At 60.6% G+C, this 15,852-nt stretch carries 11 protein-coding genes; 3 read left to right on the forward strand and 8 right to left on the reverse strand.

Going from position 1 to position 15,852, the window contains the following annotated elements; all coding sequences use genetic code 11:
- Nucleotides 1–11 precede the first annotated feature (11 nt).
- The 6 genes from ACNA0J_RS08265 to apbC form a co-directional block, all read right to left on the reverse strand.
- A complete protein-coding gene (locus ACNA0J_RS08265; protein WP_415818308.1) occupies nt 12–2,273 on the reverse strand; it encodes an Orn/Lys/Arg family decarboxylase in 2,262 nt (753 codons plus the stop codon).
- Between the two features lie 124 nt (nt 2,274–2,397).
- The gene (locus ACNA0J_RS08270; RefSeq protein WP_415818310.1) at nt 2,398–2,844 is read right to left on the reverse strand and encodes a hypothetical protein; all 447 of its coding nucleotides are present in this window, start codon (nt 2,842–2,844) and stop codon (nt 2,398–2,400) included.
- A 118-nt stretch (nt 2,845–2,962) separates the two neighbouring features.
- On the reverse strand, nt 2,963–3,526 hold the full coding sequence (dcd, locus tag ACNA0J_RS08275) for a dCTP deaminase (RefSeq protein WP_415804027.1): 564 nt from the start codon (nt 3,524–3,526) through the stop codon (nt 2,963–2,965).
- A gap of 42 nt (nt 3,527–3,568) precedes the next feature.
- Nucleotides 3,569–7,411, reverse strand: coding sequence for a translocation/assembly module TamB domain-containing protein (locus ACNA0J_RS08280; protein WP_415818312.1), 3,843 nt, complete (start codon nt 7,409–7,411; stop codon nt 3,569–3,571).
- Nucleotides 7,408–9,279 (reverse strand): autotransporter assembly complex protein TamA, encoded by a 1,872-nt coding sequence (locus ACNA0J_RS08285; RefSeq protein WP_415818314.1) that lies wholly within the window; start codon nt 9,277–9,279, stop codon nt 7,408–7,410. The genes ACNA0J_RS08280 and ACNA0J_RS08285 overlap by 4 nt, the downstream gene beginning before the upstream one ends.
- A 3-nt stretch (nt 9,280–9,282) precedes the next feature.
- Nucleotides 9,283–10,389, reverse strand: coding sequence for an iron-sulfur cluster carrier protein ApbC (gene apbC, locus ACNA0J_RS08290; RefSeq protein ID WP_415818316.1), 1,107 nt, complete (start codon nt 10,387–10,389; stop codon nt 9,283–9,285).
- A 98-nt stretch (nt 10,390–10,487) separates the two neighbouring features.
- Here apbC and ACNA0J_RS08295 point away from each other — a divergent pair, with 98 nt between their 5' ends.
- Both ACNA0J_RS08295 and metG read left to right on the forward strand, forming a co-directional pair.
- A complete protein-coding gene (locus ACNA0J_RS08295; RefSeq protein ID WP_415818318.1) occupies nt 10,488–10,790 on the forward strand; it encodes a hypothetical protein in 303 nt (100 codons plus the stop codon).
- Between the two features lie 371 nt (nt 10,791–11,161).
- Nucleotides 11,162–13,237 (forward strand): methionine--tRNA ligase, encoded by a 2,076-nt coding sequence (metG, locus tag ACNA0J_RS08300; RefSeq protein WP_415818320.1) that lies wholly within the window; start codon nt 11,162–11,164, stop codon nt 13,235–13,237.
- A gap of 106 nt (nt 13,238–13,343) precedes the next feature.
- Here metG and ACNA0J_RS08305 read toward each other — a convergent pair whose 3' ends face one another.
- Together ACNA0J_RS08305 and ACNA0J_RS08310 are read right to left on the reverse strand one after the other, a co-directional pair.
- On the reverse strand, nt 13,344–14,108 hold the full coding sequence (locus tag ACNA0J_RS08305) for a sulfurtransferase (RefSeq protein ID WP_415818322.1): 765 nt from the start codon (nt 14,106–14,108) through the stop codon (nt 13,344–13,346).
- An 88-nt stretch (nt 14,109–14,196) separates the two neighbouring features.
- The gene (locus ACNA0J_RS08310; protein ID WP_415818324.1) at nt 14,197–14,724 is read right to left on the reverse strand and encodes an META domain-containing protein; all 528 of its coding nucleotides are present in this window, start codon (nt 14,722–14,724) and stop codon (nt 14,197–14,199) included.
- 280 nt (nt 14,725–15,004) lie between these two features.
- On the opposite strand from ACNA0J_RS08310, the gene ACNA0J_RS08315 reads away from it, so the two are divergent.
- The gene (locus tag ACNA0J_RS08315) at nt 15,005–15,835 is read left to right on the forward strand and encodes a winged helix-turn-helix domain-containing protein (protein ID WP_415818326.1); all 831 of its coding nucleotides are present in this window, start codon (nt 15,005–15,007) and stop codon (nt 15,833–15,835) included.
- Nucleotides 15,836–15,852: the final 17 nt, after the last annotated feature.

Below are 15,852 nucleotides of genomic sequence, written 5' to 3' on the forward strand. Positions count from 1 at the left end.
GAACACCGCGCTCACTCTTCGATTAGGCAGTCCACGTAATACCGCTTGCTGCCATCGGGTGTGGTCTCTTCGGCCAAGCCGTGGATATAGGTTTCAAACCCGGGGAAACGCTCGTTGAAGTCACGCGCGAACTGCAGATACTGCACGATAGTGCGGTTAAAGCGTTCGCCCGGGATCAACAGCGGAATGCCCGGCGGGTAAGGCGTGAGCAACACGCCAGTCACGCGCCCTTCCAGTTGCGAGACTTCCACGCGCTCGACTTCGCGGTGCGCCATGCGTGCGAACGCATCCGACGGTTTGAGCGCGGGCACCATGTCGCTGAGATACATCTCGGTCGTCAGACGTGCCACATCGTTGGCGCGATAGGCCTCGTGGATCTGCTGGCACAGGTCGCGCAAACCCATGCGCTCGTAGCGGCGATGACCGCGGCAGAACTCGGGCAGAATGCGCCACAAAGGCTGGTTGCGATCGTAGTCGTCCTTGAACTGCTGCAACGCGGTCAACAGCGTATTCCAACGGCCCTTGGTAATGCCGATGGTGAACAGGATAAAGAACGAGTACAGGCCGGTCTTTTCGACCACCACCCCGTGTTCGGCCAGATACTTGGACACCAGGGCAGCGGGGATACCCGTCTCGCCAAAGCTGCCCGAGATGTCCAATCCGGGGGTGACCAAGGTCGCCTTGATCGGGTCCAGCATGTTAAAGCCGTCGGCCATCTCGCCGAAACCATGCCAGTGATCATTGGCCTCCAGGAACCAATCATCGCGATTGCCGATGCCTTCGGACACCAGGCGATTCGGTCCCCAGACCTTGAACCACCAGTCGTTCTTGCCGAACTCGGATTCCACCTTGCGCATCGCGCGACGGAAGTCCATGGCTTCGCGTATGCTTTCTTCCACCAAGGCAGTGCCACCCGGAGGCTCCATCATCGCAGCCGCCACGTCGCACGAGGCGATGATCGCGTACTGCGGCGACGTCGAGGTGTGCATCAAATAGGCTTCGTTGAAGATATTGCGATCCAGTTTGCGCGACTCGGACTCTTGCACAATGATCTGCGACGCCTGGGAGATACCGGCCAGCAGCTTGTGGGTCGAGTGGGTGGCGAACACCATTGGCCCGTGCGGACGCGGACGGTCCTGACCAATGGCGTGCATGTCCTGGTAATACTCATGAAACGCGGCGTGCGGCAACCACGCCTCGTCGAAATGCAACGTATCGACGTAATCGCCGAGCTTTTCCTTGATCATCTCGACGTTGTAGATGACGCCATCGTAAGTGCTTTGCGTCAGCGTCAGGATGCGCGGTTTTTTATTGACCGCCTCGCGCGCGAATGGGTTGGCCTCGATTTTCTTTTTGATGTTCTCGGGGTCGAATTCCTCGAGCGGGATCGGGCCGATGATGCCCAGGTGATTACGCGTCGGACGCAGAAACACCGGGATCGCGCCGGTCATGGTGATGGCGTGCAGAATCGACTTGTGGCAGTTGCGATCCACCACCACCACGTCGCCGGCAGCCACGTTGGCATGCCACACGACTTTGTTGGACGTGGACGTGCCGTTGGTCACGAAAAAGCAGTGATCCGCGTGAAAAATACGCGCGGCGTTCAACTCTGACTCAGCCACCGGGCCGGTATGATCCAGCAACTGGCCCAGTTCGTCTACGGCGTTGCACACATCGGCACGCAGCATGTTTTCGCCAAAGAACTGGTGGAACATCTGCCCCACCGGGCTCTTCAAGAATGCCACGCCGCCCGAGTGCCCTGGGCAGTGCCACGAATACGAACCATCTTGGGCGTAGTTGACCAACTCGCGGAAAAACGGCGGCGGCAGGCCATCGACGTAGCTGCGCGCCTCACGGATGATGTGACGCGCTACGAACTCAGGCGTGTCCTCGAACATGTGAATAAAGCCATGCAACTCACGCAGAATATCGTTGGGGATATGCTCAGAGGTGCGCGTCTCACCGTACAGATAAATCGGGATGTCGGCATTGCGGAAACGCAATTCGCCGATAAAGCTGCGCAGATTCTTGATCGCGCTGGCCACATCCTCGGGCGAAGCAACGTCGAACTCTTCGTCGTCGATCGACAGGATAAACGCGCTGGCCCGGCTCTGCTGTTGCGCAAAGGAACTCAGATCACCATAGCTGGTGACGCCGATGACCTCGACGCCCTCGGCCTCAATCGCCGTCGCCAATGCACGAATCCCCAGACCCGAGGCGTTCTCGGAACGGTAGTCTTCGTCGATGATAAAAATGGGGAAGCGGAATTTCATGCGGGCGCTCCTGAGGCAAGGCCAAAACGGACGCGAGTGTACAGCGATAAGGAGGCAGCAGGTTGACATCTCGTCAACCTGGCAGGGAGATTTACAACTGGATAGTGCCGATCGAGCAATCGCACTAGCTGATCGTCACCGAGGCGCGCGCATTCACTGCGCTGACATACCGTTGAAAAAAGGCCGGCAATGCTTCGGCCTCGCCATCACGGATCCGCCGTTCAACCTTGGCAATCGCGCACAGGCAGACGTCGAACTCGGGCTCGCCCGTCACCAGAACCACCGGATCCTCATCGTCGCACACCTCGTACAAACCGCCATAGTGCCGCCGAGCCACCTCGTACAGATAGGCGGCCGCACCAACGGTTTGCATCGGAGTCAGGGTGATGCGCCCTTGGTGAGCGTCATCCAGCACCGAATCCAAGGCACCGAGGCTTTGGAGGGAATAGTCCAGAGCGGACTGATCAGACACTGCCGTCAAAAATTCTTCGGCTGCTGTATGGACACGATCAACGAACTCGTCTTGCGCGTCTTCATCCACATGCTGGGTGTTTTTGAGGAAACCGAACATCGTAGGCTCCTGCGCCGGCAACCCGCGCGATAAGGAAATTCCATTATATTCCGGCAACCCACGTAAAGTTGCAAAAAAGCAACACCACCCAGCACCCGCCCAAGAGGCAGGCGATCCATCAAGTGCGCGGCAAGGTGACCCCACGTTGCCCCTGGTATTTGCCGCCACGGTCACGGTAGGACGTCTCGCAGACCTCGTCGCTTTCCAGGAACAGCATCTGCGCGCAGCCTTCACCAGCGTAGATCTTGGCAGGCAGCGGCGTGGTGTTGGAAAACTCGAGCGTGACGTGACCTTCCCATTCGGGCTCGAGCGGCGTGACGTTGACGATGATCCCGCAGCGGGCATACGTGCTCTTGCCCAGGCAAATGGTCAGCACGCTGCGTGGAATGCGGAAAAACTCCACCGTACGCGCCAGGGCGAACGAATTGGGCGGAATGATGCACACATCGCCCGTGAAATCCACAAAGGACTTTTCGTCGAAATTTTTGGGGTCGACGATGGTGGAGTTGATGTTGGTAAAGATCTTGAATTCGTTGGCGCAGCGCACGTCGTAGCCATAGCTGCTGGTGCCATAGCTCACAATACGGCCGCCATTGGCCGTGCGAACCTGGCCTGGCTCGTAAGGTTCGATCATGCCGGCCTCGGCCGCGCGTCGGATCCAGCGGTCGCTTTTAATGCTCATGGTAATAACTTGCTCAGGTTGGTTAACAGGTATTTTATCGCCTCAATCGGCAAAGAACGTCCGGTACACCAATGCCAGCCCGTTGACCGCCCCGCCCTTCAGGTCCAGCGACCAGCGGCGGGACAGTTCATAACTGGCGCGCCCCACCGTTTCCGAGCCCGCCATCGCCTGTTCGACGCTCAGCGTGATCCCATTGGCAAAGTGTTTGCTCGCGACCAGGAATTGCGTCGCCAAATCGCTATCACTGTCTGCGTTGACCCCACTGGCAACGGTACGGTCGGGTAGCAGACTCCCCGAGCTGCCGATGGCGCCAGAGCGGATACTCACATCGTCCAGTCCAAACTGCTTGTAAAACGGCTGCCCACCGCCCAGCAGCGCCGCACCGACCGACAACATCAGGGCAGCGTCATTACCGCTCTCGTCCGGACCACGGCCCAGCACCAGCCATGACAGTTTCTCAACATCGCTGACATCCGGATACGACACCAGATCGATCCTCGGACGCTGCGCCGTTCCGCCTACCTTGACGCCGGCCTCGACCTGATCGCCAGTACGCAGCGCCTCGATATCGAGCAATGGATTATCCAATCGCCCCTGGAACGTGAGGGTACCGCGCCGCAGGCGCAATTTCTGTCCGTATGCCTCGATACCGCCGCCTCGTGTGCGCAACGCCCCGATCCCCGTCAGCCGGCCGTCGGCCATGTGAATCTGAATCGAACCCAACAATCCCGCATCCAGCCCCATGCCGGTAATGTAGAAACGCGGCCCCATGTCGAATTTCAGCGTCATGGACATCTGCATCGGCGAATCGGCAGGCTGATCCGTCTCGCCGACTTTAATGACATGAACATCGTCATCCAGGCTCGGAACGCCCTGCAGGATCTCCAGGCTGAACCAGCCCGCGTCCGCGGTCAGATCGCCGGTAATCGCCAACCGGGGCAATTGCGCATCAACATCGACCGTCCCCGACACCATGGCGTAGCGGTCAGAACGTTGCAACGCGGGGAATCGATGCAGCTTCAGGCGAATCGCGCCTTGCATCGTTTGCAAATCCCACTGCCCTGAGGCCTCGGCGTAGCCGTTCTTGGCGTCGGGACTCTCAGTCACCCATTCCTTCGTGCGCCACTCATCCGGCAACACCCGCAGCGAGGCCGGGAATTTCAACGAGTCCAACACGAGGCGCGTGCCATCGAGATGCGCGTTCAATGTGCCGTCAATGAGGCGAACCCCATCATCGATGCGGACAATACGCAGCGCCTGGCCCTGAATCGTGCCCGCCGTACTCCACTTGCCATTCAGCGTGCCTTGCGCGTCGATCTTGGCCTGGACCTTGCCGCGCACTTCCATCGTGTCGCCGACAAACAGGTCTACCCACGTCAGATCGGCAATGTCTGCATCGAGATTGACGCGTATCGGACGTTTGGCATCCAGGCCCATTGCGCCGCCCGTGCCGCTCACGAGCACCGCCGAGGCTGAACCGGCCACCGTGCCCATTTTCTGAGTACGCACATCCAGCGTCGCATCCAGACGGCTGGCGTTGCCGCCCGTCGGCGTCGCTTTGACGTCGATCGCGAGATTGGTCAGCCCCAGAGGAATCGGAGGATCCCCGGGAATGCGTAAATCCCCGTCACGGCGCGCGACACGTGCGGTGCCCGACAGTGCGCCTGCAAATTTCAGATCCCAAGCAGCATCCAGCGCAATGCGGCGCTGTCCCTCGGATGGGCGCGCATTGACACGCTGTTGACGAGCTTCGGCTGCGGCAGGATCCAGCGCCCGCATGATCTGGCGCAACATCGACGCGGTAACAACGAGATTATCCGCACGGCCGGCCGTCTGCCACCGCCCTTGGCCGCCGCGTGATCCCTGGTGCGAAAGCACGGCACGTTGTTTGTCGGGCAGGGTCAGGGTCAATTGCGTCGCCCCCACGTCCCACTGCCAGTGAGGGGCCTTGGCCTCAGGCAGGAACGACAACATCACGGGCTGCAACGCCGCCGCGAAGTTCATCGATCCAGCCGTCAAGCGTTCTATCTTGCCGCGCCAACCGACAAGGCCCGCAGCGCCGTTTTCCGTCGCGCCGGACGAAGCCTTTTCCTGCTCAGCAGTTGCAGCTCGCGAAGCATTTGCGGGACGGCCCGGCCCCCAACCGCCGCTAAAAGCGAGGTCGGCCTGCATCGGTGCGCGGCCCAATGTATCGGCGCGGGAATCCCCCGGCGTATAGCGGGCCGAAAGCTGCCCCTGATGCTGATCCAGCCGTCCGGCCAGTTTGGCTTTCAGCGATGCGCCACCGGGCAGATCCGGCCAGAAAGCATCCAGCCGTGGGGTATTGGCGTCCAACGTCAACGTGCCCTCGCCCCGACTCAGTCCACCCTGGGCCTTCACGCGATTCGGGCCTACGATGAGATCGAGCAGCAGATCACGAAGTTCAAAGCCGGCCAGGGGATCGTCGGAATGCGCGGCAGGCGTCCCGGACACTGGCGTCGATGTCGATGTCGATGTCGATGTCGATCCAGATGTTGCCTCAGATTCCGCAACTGGCAGCGCATCAATGCGGCCCGTCAGACTTCCGGCCAACACTTGCTTATTCCAGCGGCTATCCTTGGAAATCGTGGCCTGCACATAGGCGTGTTTCAAATCATAGACATTTTCGACCTGTGCATCGACAGCCATGCGCGCGCTCAACAACGCGGGCGGGATCACATCCCCGACAAAATCGCCGACATTCAACCGCTCGGCATCCAACGTCGCCACGACCCGATCGACACCGGACTGTAACGGTAAAGGTTGACGATCCAGCGTCACGACGATGCCTGACTGATCTGCCAAGCGCATATTCACATTGGCCGTACGCAATGGAAACGGCTGTTCAAACTCCAGGCCAGCCTGCGCCAACAATTTCAACGCGCCATCGGCGGTCGCGCCATCCAGCCGCACATCCATCTGCTGCAGCGAGCCCTCAGCCTGAACCTGGACCGTGGCCGCGCAAGTGACGGTCGATGCAGCGGGGGACGTCGCCGTTGATGTTTCCGTCGAGTCTGCGGTTTTCTGCTCAGCGTCCTGCGATGCCGCGGCTTTCGAGGCAGTTGTCTTTGAAGCAGATGCCTTCGATGCTTCGGCTTTCGATGCTGGCGACTTCGACGTAGCGCCCTTAGCGGCCGCCGCTTTCGTCCCTGCGGCCTTATCGGATTTCGCAGCCAGCATCTGGCTGGCACATAGCGGGGAATCGGCGCTTCTTCCCTGGGCCTGGATATCCAGCGCTGCCTGCAAAGGCCATGGCTGCGCCATGCCCAACAACTCGACCTTGCCCTGCATGTCAGCCAGCACCTGGTCGTGCGCCACATGCAAGCTATGCAGGTTCAAGCTGGCGCCCTTTTGATCCGCCCCCAGGCTGACGGCAAAATCACTCACCGCGACAGGCAAGGGCTCGCCGTCCATCGTCACGTCCAGGCCGCCCACGGCAAATCGGTCAACCTGCACTTTCACGGGCAGTTCCGGCATGACGAAAGGCTCGTCGACTGCCGGTGGCTCAGGCTCATCCGGCGTCGTCGTCAAAGCCACCTGTACGCTGCCCGCGGACAACTCCTGTACGTGCACCAAACGCTGCCCCAGGGCGCTCCAGCGTATATCCAGACGCAGATCCGCCAAATCGACAGCCGTCCCCGGGAACGCCAACTGCAGGCGCCCGACCTGCAATTTGCCGAGGATCGTACCGTTGACGTTCTCTGCCCGCCCATCAAACTGCTGCGCCACCGCGCCCAGCAACATGCGCGTTCCCGATTGCGTTCCTGTCAGCCACAATGCAAAGCCGCACAGCAACACCACCAACGCAATCGGCAGCGGCAACCACCACACCAAGAGGTGACGTAACAGCGCTCGCAGGCCCTTCAAAACGCGATCCCCAACGAAAAGTGCAGCCGCAGGTCACGCTCTTTTTGACCGTACGCCAGATCCAGAAAGATAGGGCCAGCCGGCGTGCGCACCCGCAGTCCTGCCCCGTACCCCACATGCATTTCCATCTCGCCGAACGACTCGGCGGCATCGCCGGCATCGACAAAGACGCCCATCCCCCACCGCTCGTCAAAGTAATGATCGTATTCAATACTCGCGACGGCCAACGTAGGCGCCCCCACCACCGCGTCGTCTTGCTCCACCCCGATACTCTGGTAGCGATAACCCCGGATCGTACGGGCGCCGCCAGTACGGAACCCGAAATCATCCGGTACCCGGGTCTGTGAATCGGACCAAACGCGGCCAACCTCGCCCCGCAGCGTCAAGACATCACGCTCGCCAATCGGCCACCATTTCTGGCCACGCAAGCGGGCACGGAAAAACGGCTTGCCGGTATCCAGCACCACCCCAACCCCGCCGCCGAGTGCAATCAAATTGCCTTCGCGCGGATCATATTTGCTATCGACATCGCGCCGCAGCCATTCCGAGGTCAGCGTTGCCGTCGGTAAGTCATACTCGTCGCCGCCATCGATTTTGACCTTGTCATAGGCCAACAGCACGCCCCAACGGTTTTCGTATTCAACCCGGCTATCGCCCGCGCCTTTGCGTTCGCGCAGCCGCGTCGCCCCCAGGGCAACACGGCGGACGTCCAGCCCTTGAATATCCGAATGGCTGGCCAATACACCGACGGAATCTTTTTGACCTTTTTCATCGGGCGGCAAATGAAAATCGGCATAGGCGCGCTGCTCCTTCTGGTCCAGGCTGATCCCGCTCTCCAGGGTCACGGGCAGACCGAACACCACATTCTGCTGATACGTCACTTCACCACGCACGCCCACATCGTCGTCCACGCCAATGGCAGCGCTCAAGCGGCGTGCGGGCCCTTCGACCACGCGCACATCGACCGGCAAGGTAACGACCCCGTCGGAATCGCGAGAGGGTGCAGGCGCCGCTGTCGGGCCACCCGACACAGCCGGATCACCGCCCGGCGTCGCCGCCGCCAGGTCGCCCGCTCCCGAAGACCGCGACTGCTCGTCGGACGACGTTGACCCCAAGGTCACAAAAGCCCCTCGGAAAAACGACGTAGCCTGCAGATCCTGCTGCCAATCATTGAGCTTGTCCTGACTATAGGGCTCGCCTTCGTCGTAGCGCACATAACGGCGCGCCAATGAATCAGGCACGCGCTTGAAACCCTGGGTCTTGAGCTGCCCCATGCGCACCAGCGGCCCGCTATCGATGGTGACCGCCAGGTAGACCTCTGCAGTCTCGGCGTGCACTGCCGCCTCCGATGCCGTCATATAGGCCAGCATGAAATCGCGCGACGACACCGCATCCAACAGGTCCGCCTTGGCCTTGTTCCAATCACCATTAATAAAGGGCTGCCCGACCGCCAAGGACCAACTCTTGCGTAGTTCTTCGATGCGCGTCGCGTACTCAGGGCGAGTCACGCGCCCGGTGAATTTCAGATCGACCGCAGCCACCGTGGCCCGCTTGCCGGGCTCAATCGTGATATCCCAGGTCTCACCACCAACATCCTTTCCGACCTCGAGCGTGACATTAGGTGTGAAATATCCCTGCGTGGCCAGTGCGGCCAACGCAGCATCGCGCGCGCGACGCCGCAACCGGTTGATCTCGCCACCGTCCTGGTCCTCGGCCAGACGCGTGATCGCGGCAACGGCCTCGGTAATGGAAGTCAACGCCGCCGGCGGTACGCCCCCTGAATCAATAATGACCTCGGGCCCTTGCGCGCGAGCGCTGCCCATCACGCCCAGCAGGCCTACGAATAACAGTGCAACCCCGACCCGCATACGTCAGGTCGGCGGCTGAACGACGATAGAAGGCAATTTGCCCGCCATGTCACGCGGCAACGCCGCAACCGCTCTGGCCAATTTACGCGCGATATCGCGGTAATGCCGGGCCGCTTCGCTCTCTGGATCCGACACCATCGTGGGCCGGCCCGAATCCGTTTGCTCGCGGATGCGCATCGTCAACGGCAAGCTTCCCAGCCAAGGCGTCTCGTACTGCTGTGCCATGCGCTGGCCGCCGCCCTCGCCGAAAATATGTTCGGCATGGCCGCATTGCGTGCAAATATGCACAGCCATGTTTTCCACAATCCCCAAAATCGGGACATCGACCTTCTGGAACATACGCAACCCCTTACGGGCATCCTGCAACGCCAGATCCTGCGGCGTCGTCACAATCACCGCACCCACGACAGGCACCTTTTGAGCCAGGGTCAGGGCCAAATCACCCGTACCTGGCGGCATATCGATAATCAAATAATCCAGATCGCCCCAGTTTGTCTGGCGCAGCATCTGCTCAAAAGCTCGAGTCACCATCGCGCCTCGCCAGATCGCAGGAGCGTCGGCATCAATCAAAAACCCGATCGAATTCGCCTGCAGGCCATGGCCCTCCAGCGGCTCCATCGTCTTGTTGTCATGGCTGGCGGGGCGGCCCGAAATCCCCAGCATGGTCGGCACGCTGGGGCCATAAATGTCTGCGTCGAGCATTCCCACCCGCGCGCCATCAGCAGCCAATGCCAGCGCCAGATTGACCGCTGTCGTACTTTTGCCGACGCCGCCTTTGCCCGAGGCTACCGCGATGATGTTACGCACATTGGGCAGCGGCTTCAGGCCACGCTGCACGGCGTGCGGCTTGACGGCCCAATTCACGGACACCTGCGCCTGCTTCGCGCCCGCCTCGATCAAAGCCTGCCGAGCGGCCTGCTCGATGCGAGCGGCGGCATACGCAGCGGGATATCCCAGCGTCAGCGTGAGCGACACCGATTCGCCGGCCACTTGAATGTCACTGTCCCTTACAAATGTCGCTAACGCCTGCCCCGCCGCCGCGTCGGTGGGGTCTGCCGAATCTGTAACTGCTCGCAACACCTCGCGAACTTGCGCTATCGTTATACTCATTACTCTAATTCCATAGGCAGGAGAGCTTTGCGCTCGCCGCTACCCGCAAGGATAGCGGATACACGGGAACCTTTTCTCCTGTTTTGCATCGGATGATCATGATCGACACAATTTCCCGATTTCTTCGTGCTGTAGCGTTCGCCGTGCTGGCCTTGTTCGGCATGGCCATGGCGCTGGCCTTCATGATATCGACCGCCATCGCAATCGGTATCCTGTATCTCGTCGCCAAGGTCCGCGGCAAGCCCTTCGGCGTACGCGCCTACTGGAGCCAGCGCGCAAACGGCCGCCCGAACGCTTTCCGGCCCGGTGGCCAGACCGCATCGTCGCCCCCTCGCTCCGCGTCGCCTTTTGCGACGCCGCGCGGCGAGGTCATCGACGTCGAGGCCCGAGAAATCCACTAATTCCCGCCACCGACCCGGCACGATCGACGATGTGCCGAGTCCCTGGTGCAGCGCGCGTCCCCCGGACGCGTCACAGATCGCTGTATCCGGCGCACCGATCACCCAGCCCCTGTTCTGGCACGAGCCAGAGCGGGGGCATCGTTTTTTTATCGCCGGGCCGTCCCAAGATAAAAACGGCCCCCTCGGGGACAGCAAGCCGAAGGCGCGGCGTGGGGGCNTTTTTATCGCCGGGCCGTCCCAAGATAAAAACNGCCCCCTCGGGGGGCAGCAAGCCGAAGGCGCGGCGTGGGGGCTTTTTTTACCCCTGCCACACGAGCCCGGCAGGGCCGGTAAAATAGCCCCACTCTAGTCCTCAAACCGTCATCCACGATATGTCTCGCACTCTGTTCGTCACGACCGCGCTTCCCTATGCCAACGGATCTTTCCATATCGGCCACATCATGGAATACATCCAGGCCGACATCTGGGTTCGCTCGATGCGTATGGCCGGTCACACCGTGCACTTCGTGGGGGCGGACGACGCGCATGGCGCGCCCATCATGCTCAAGGCCGAAAAAGAAGGGATCTCGCCGCGCGATCTGGTGGCTCGCTATGCCGCCGAGCGCCCTCGCTACCTGGACGGTTTCCATATCCGTTTCGATCACTGGCATTCGACCGACTCGGACGAAAACGTCGCCTTGTCGCACGACATCTATCGCGCACTCAAGGCCCAGGGCCTGATCGAAACGCGCGCCATCGAGCAGTTCTATGACCCGGTCAAAGGCATGTTCCTGGCTGACCGCTACATCAAGGGCGAATGCCCCAAGTGCCATGCCAAGGACCAATACGGTGACTCTTGCGAAGTCTGTGGCGCCGTCTATGCCCCGACCGAGCTGATCAACCCCTACTCGGCTCTGACCGGCGCCACGCCGGTCCTGAAATCATCCGAACACTTTTTCTTTAAGCTGTCCGATCCGCGCTGCGTCGAGTTTCTGCAAAACTGGACGACCGGCACCAACGCCATTGGCCTGAAGCACCTGCAACCCGAGGTCCAGGCCAAGACCCGCGAATGGCTGGGTGGCAACGACGGCGAGGCCAAACTGGGCGATTGGGATATCTCGCGCGATGCCCCCTATTTCGGTATCGAAATCCCCGATGCGCCGGGCAAATATTTCTACGTCTGGCTGGACGCGCCGGTGGGCTACCTGGCGTCGCTCAAATCCTATTGCCACAAACAAGGACTGGATTTCGACGCGTTGCTGGATCCGCAAGGCAGCACCGAGCAGGTGCACTTCATTGGCAAGGACATCATTTATTTCCACGCGCTGTTCTGGCCGGCCATGCTCAAATTTGCCGGCCGCAAAACGCCTGACTCGCTGAACGTGCACGGTTTTATCACCGTCAGCGGTGAAAAAATGTCCAAGAGCCGGGGCACGGGCATCTCGCCGCTGCGCTATCTGGAAATCGGCATGAATGCCGAATGGCTGCGTTATTACATCGCGGCCAAGCTCAACGCCAAGGTTGAAGACATCGATTTCAACCCCGATGACTTCATCGCACGCGTCAACAGCGACCTGGTGGGCAAGTACGTCAATATCGCCAGCCGCGCGGCCAACTTCATCACCAAACACTTTGACGGCGCGTTGGCCTATACCGGCGACACCGACGCGCTCTCGGCCAGTTTCGCTGCCCAGGCAGAGTCCATCCGTACCGCCTTCGAGGCCCGGGAATACAACCGCGCCATCCGCGAGATCATGGCCTACGCCGACAGCATCAACCAGGCGTTCGACACGGCCCAGCCCTGGGTCTTGGCCAAAGGCATCGGCACCGCTGACGCGGCGCAAAAGGCCGCGCTGCAAGATATCTGCTCGCGTTCGCTGGCCGGTTTCAAGGCACTGTCCGTCATGCTGACGCCGGTCCTTCCCGCCTTGACTGATCGCGTCGCACGCGAGCTGTTCGGTGCCCAGCAGGCCTACACCTGGGCTGACGCGTCCGTGCTGCCGCAGCATGTGGCGCCCTTCAAGCACCTGATGCAGCGCGTCGATCCCGCCATGCTGGATCAGCTCTTCGAACCGCCGGCAGCACCAGAGCCGACCGCTCCCATGCCGGGCGGCGAAGCCATCGCGGACACCATCACCATCGACGACTTTGCCAAGATCGACCTGCGCATTGCGCAGATCGTCGATTGCCAGCACGTCGAAGGGTCGACCAAGCTGCTGCAACTCACGCTCGACGTCGGCGAGGGCCGTCATCGCAACGTGTTTTCCGGCATCAAATCCGCCTACAAGCCCGAGGACCTGGTCGGCAAGCTCACCGTCATGGTCGCCAACCTGGCGCCGCGCAAGATGAAATTCGGCGTCTCCGAGGGTATGGTCTTGGCCGGCAGTCATGCCGATGACAAGGCCGATGCCGGCATCTACGTCCTGGAGCCCTGGCCTGGCGCCAAGCCAGGCATGCGCGTACGTTAAAAGGGCACCGCACCGGATAAAAACCAGGGGCCGAGTGCGTTGCAACCCGGCCCCTGATTTTCTATGGATTACCGTGTCAGACAGAACACCGTGCACCGCACCTGCGTCATTGGCCCTGCCCGGCTGAATCGTCCGATGCAGGGGCCGGCGCCAACTCAGGATCCAGCGCGATACGTTCGTCGAACACGAAACAATTTCCGCGGAAGCCCTTGCCGCCGGTGTCCTCGAAATATTTCAGAATACCGCCATCGAGCTGATAAACATGCTCGACCCCGGCTTCCGCCATATACAGGGCGGCCTTTTCGCAGCGAATGCCCCCTGTGCAGAAACTGACCACCGTCTTGCCAAGCAAACTATCGCGGTTCGCCTGCACCGCATCGGGAAACTGCGTAAACCGGTCGATGCGCCAGTCGATGGCTCCGTCAAAAGTCCCCTCGTCGACCTCGAAGGCATTGCGGGTATCCAGCATCACTACCGGCCGCCCTTCGTCGTCCACGCCTTGATCCAACCAACGGGCCAAGGTCGTAGGCGCTACCGCCGGGGCGCGCCCAGCACGGGGTTGGATCGCCGGATGATTCATACGAATGATCTCGCGCTTGATCTTGACCAGCATCTTGCGAAACGGAACATTCGCCGAATGGCTGAATTTCACCTCCAGGTCGGCAAAGCGGGAATCGGACTGCAGCCATTGCAGCCACGTCTGAATACCGCTCGCAGATCCTGCCAAAAAGAGATTGATACCCTCTTCGGCTAGCAGCACAGTGCCTTTCAGGTCGGCCGCCCCGGCCCGCGCCAACGCCTCGGCCCGCAAGACAGGAAGATCTTGCAAAGGGACAAATTTGTAAGCAGCGATATTGACGACGGAAGACATGGCAAAAGAAACAACGGCATAAGCGGAGCGGCGTAATAGTAAACGAGTCAGCCGCAAATGACGTCTTTCAAAATTTTACCCGGGTAAATTATCGTGGTGTCGGCGGGTCCTGCCTGCGCACAAACTCCAACACGTCCCCATTTCGCACATTGAACGTCAGATGGCGCGGCGCACCGCCGCTATCCAGGGTAAATGAGCGAATATCCGCCAACGCGCGCAAATACGAGGATTCCAACTGCGCACGGTCCTGAGACGCACATGCCATGCGTGTCGTCCCCTGCACAGAAATCGACAGTTTCCCGTCCTGCAAGCGATAATTGCCCATATAGCGATTACACCCGGAAAACCCATTGACCCGATACGTTTGGCCTTGAGCCAAAAATACCAACTGAATAGGTTCACCATTATCACCATGCGGAATCGCCCGTTGATCTCCTGTCGAATTAACCCAGCGGGTCAATTCCCAGCCAGTCTGGGCCAGCGAATCCGCACTGGTGGCCGCGTTGCTGGCCGCAGCCCCCTCTGCCGTAGCATGGCCGGTCGTGCTGGCGCACCCCGCCGTCCCGATAATTAGGCTTGCAAATATCACATTACGCACATGCAACCAAGTGAACATCTTTGCACTCCAACTTATTTGTACACTCATTAACTGTAACGCGGACTTCGGCCCGCATCGCGCCATATGACACACAGCGTCACACAAGATTGCCCTTCACATCTCGTCTGTTACAGCGTGGCGATCTATCCTTGATCCGCGCGAATTGGACATTAGCTCAGTTTTGCCGCGTGCATCCCGCACGGCTCATTCTGAGCCACAACATAAACAAGTCCCTCGCCGGGGTAGACTAGGCACGGACCTATTTGATGGGTCTCGACGCCCTATTCGGAATGGAATCATGAACACATCGCCGGACGTCCTTTTTCTTACTGGCGACGACACCGCCTATCCACAGCAGATCACTGAGTTATCGCGCCTGGGATTTCAAGTACACCGTTATTCCGGGCTCTCGGAGCTATATCTGCACCTGTCTCAGCAGGCCATTCCGTTAGTGGTGCTCTCAGGTCCGTTGGCCATCATCGATATTGCGGCAGCGCAGTTGCGTGTCATGCGTCCCGGTATCGGGATTGTCGCACTCGCACAGTTTCCCGATAGCGATGCCCGGGTACGCACGCTCTTGAGCGGTGCCGATGCTTGTCTGGACACCTACGTCAACGGCCTCGAATTGGCTGCCGTGTTTCAGGCGCTCACGCGCCGGGTTCCTGATGCGACGCAGGCCACCGCTGCGGCAGACGCGGCGTCGGCCCAAGCGCTGACGCCTCCCGCAACAGTACAGGAATCTGCCTATCCAGCCACCGATCCTGCCCCGTCGCCGTCGGGCGGGTGGCGCCTGACCAGCAAAGGCTGGGCGTTGATGGCGCCCAGTGGGCAGATGCTTTCCCTGACCACAGCCGAACGCAGTTTGCTGCTCCGGTTTGCCCACGAGCCCGACAAGCGGATCAGCCGCGATGCACTGAGCCTCGACACCGCCACAGGCGAAGGCTCCGAAAGCGATCGCCGCGGGCGCTTTATCGACGTCATGATCAGCCGCATGCGGCGCAAGGCAGCCGCTCAGCGAGTCCGCCTGCCCATCAAAGCCGTCCATGGCTGGGGCTATATGTTCACCGCCGATCTGCTCGTCGACGCCGACATCCCCGATTACGAGGGAACAATGGCGGACTCAAACTAGCGTCATCAGGACGCTGG

It is taken from the genome of Bordetella tumbae (genome assembly GCF_965139195.1).
Taxonomy (GTDB): Bacteria; Pseudomonadota; Gammaproteobacteria; order Burkholderiales; family Burkholderiaceae_B; genus Bordetella_A; species Bordetella_A tumbae.

Coding starts and splice junctions, on each gene's coding strand:
- ACNA0J_RS08315 (WP_415818326.1), top strand. CDS start 15,005: ATGAACACATCGCCGGACGTCCTTTTTCTTACTGGCGACGACACCGCC.
- apbC (WP_415818316.1), bottom strand. CDS start 10,389: ATGAGTATAACGATAGCGCAAGTTCGCGAGGTGTTGCGAGCAGTTACA.
- ACNA0J_RS08265 (WP_415818308.1), bottom strand. CDS start 2,273: ATGAAATTCCGCTTCCCCATTTTTATCATCGACGAAGACTACCGTTCC.
- dcd (WP_415804027.1), bottom strand. CDS start 3,526: ATGAGCATTAAAAGCGACCGCTGGATCCGACGCGCGGCCGAGGCCGGC.
- ACNA0J_RS08295 (WP_415818318.1), top strand. CDS start 10,488: ATGATCGACACAATTTCCCGATTTCTTCGTGCTGTAGCGTTCGCCGTG.
- ACNA0J_RS08270 (WP_415818310.1), bottom strand. CDS start 2,844: ATGTTCGGTTTCCTCAAAAACACCCAGCATGTGGATGAAGACGCGCAA.
- ACNA0J_RS08305 (WP_415818322.1), bottom strand. CDS start 14,108: ATGTCTTCCGTCGTCAATATCGCTGCTTACAAATTTGTCCCTTTGCAA.
- ACNA0J_RS08310 (WP_415818324.1), bottom strand. CDS start 14,724: ATGTTCACTTGGTTGCATGTGCGTAATGTGATATTTGCAAGCCTAATT.
- metG (WP_415818320.1), top strand. CDS start 11,162: ATGTCTCGCACTCTGTTCGTCACGACCGCGCTTCCCTATGCCAACGGA.
- ACNA0J_RS08285 (WP_415818314.1), bottom strand. CDS start 9,279: ATGCGGGTCGGGGTTGCACTGTTATTCGTAGGCCTGCTGGGCGTGATG.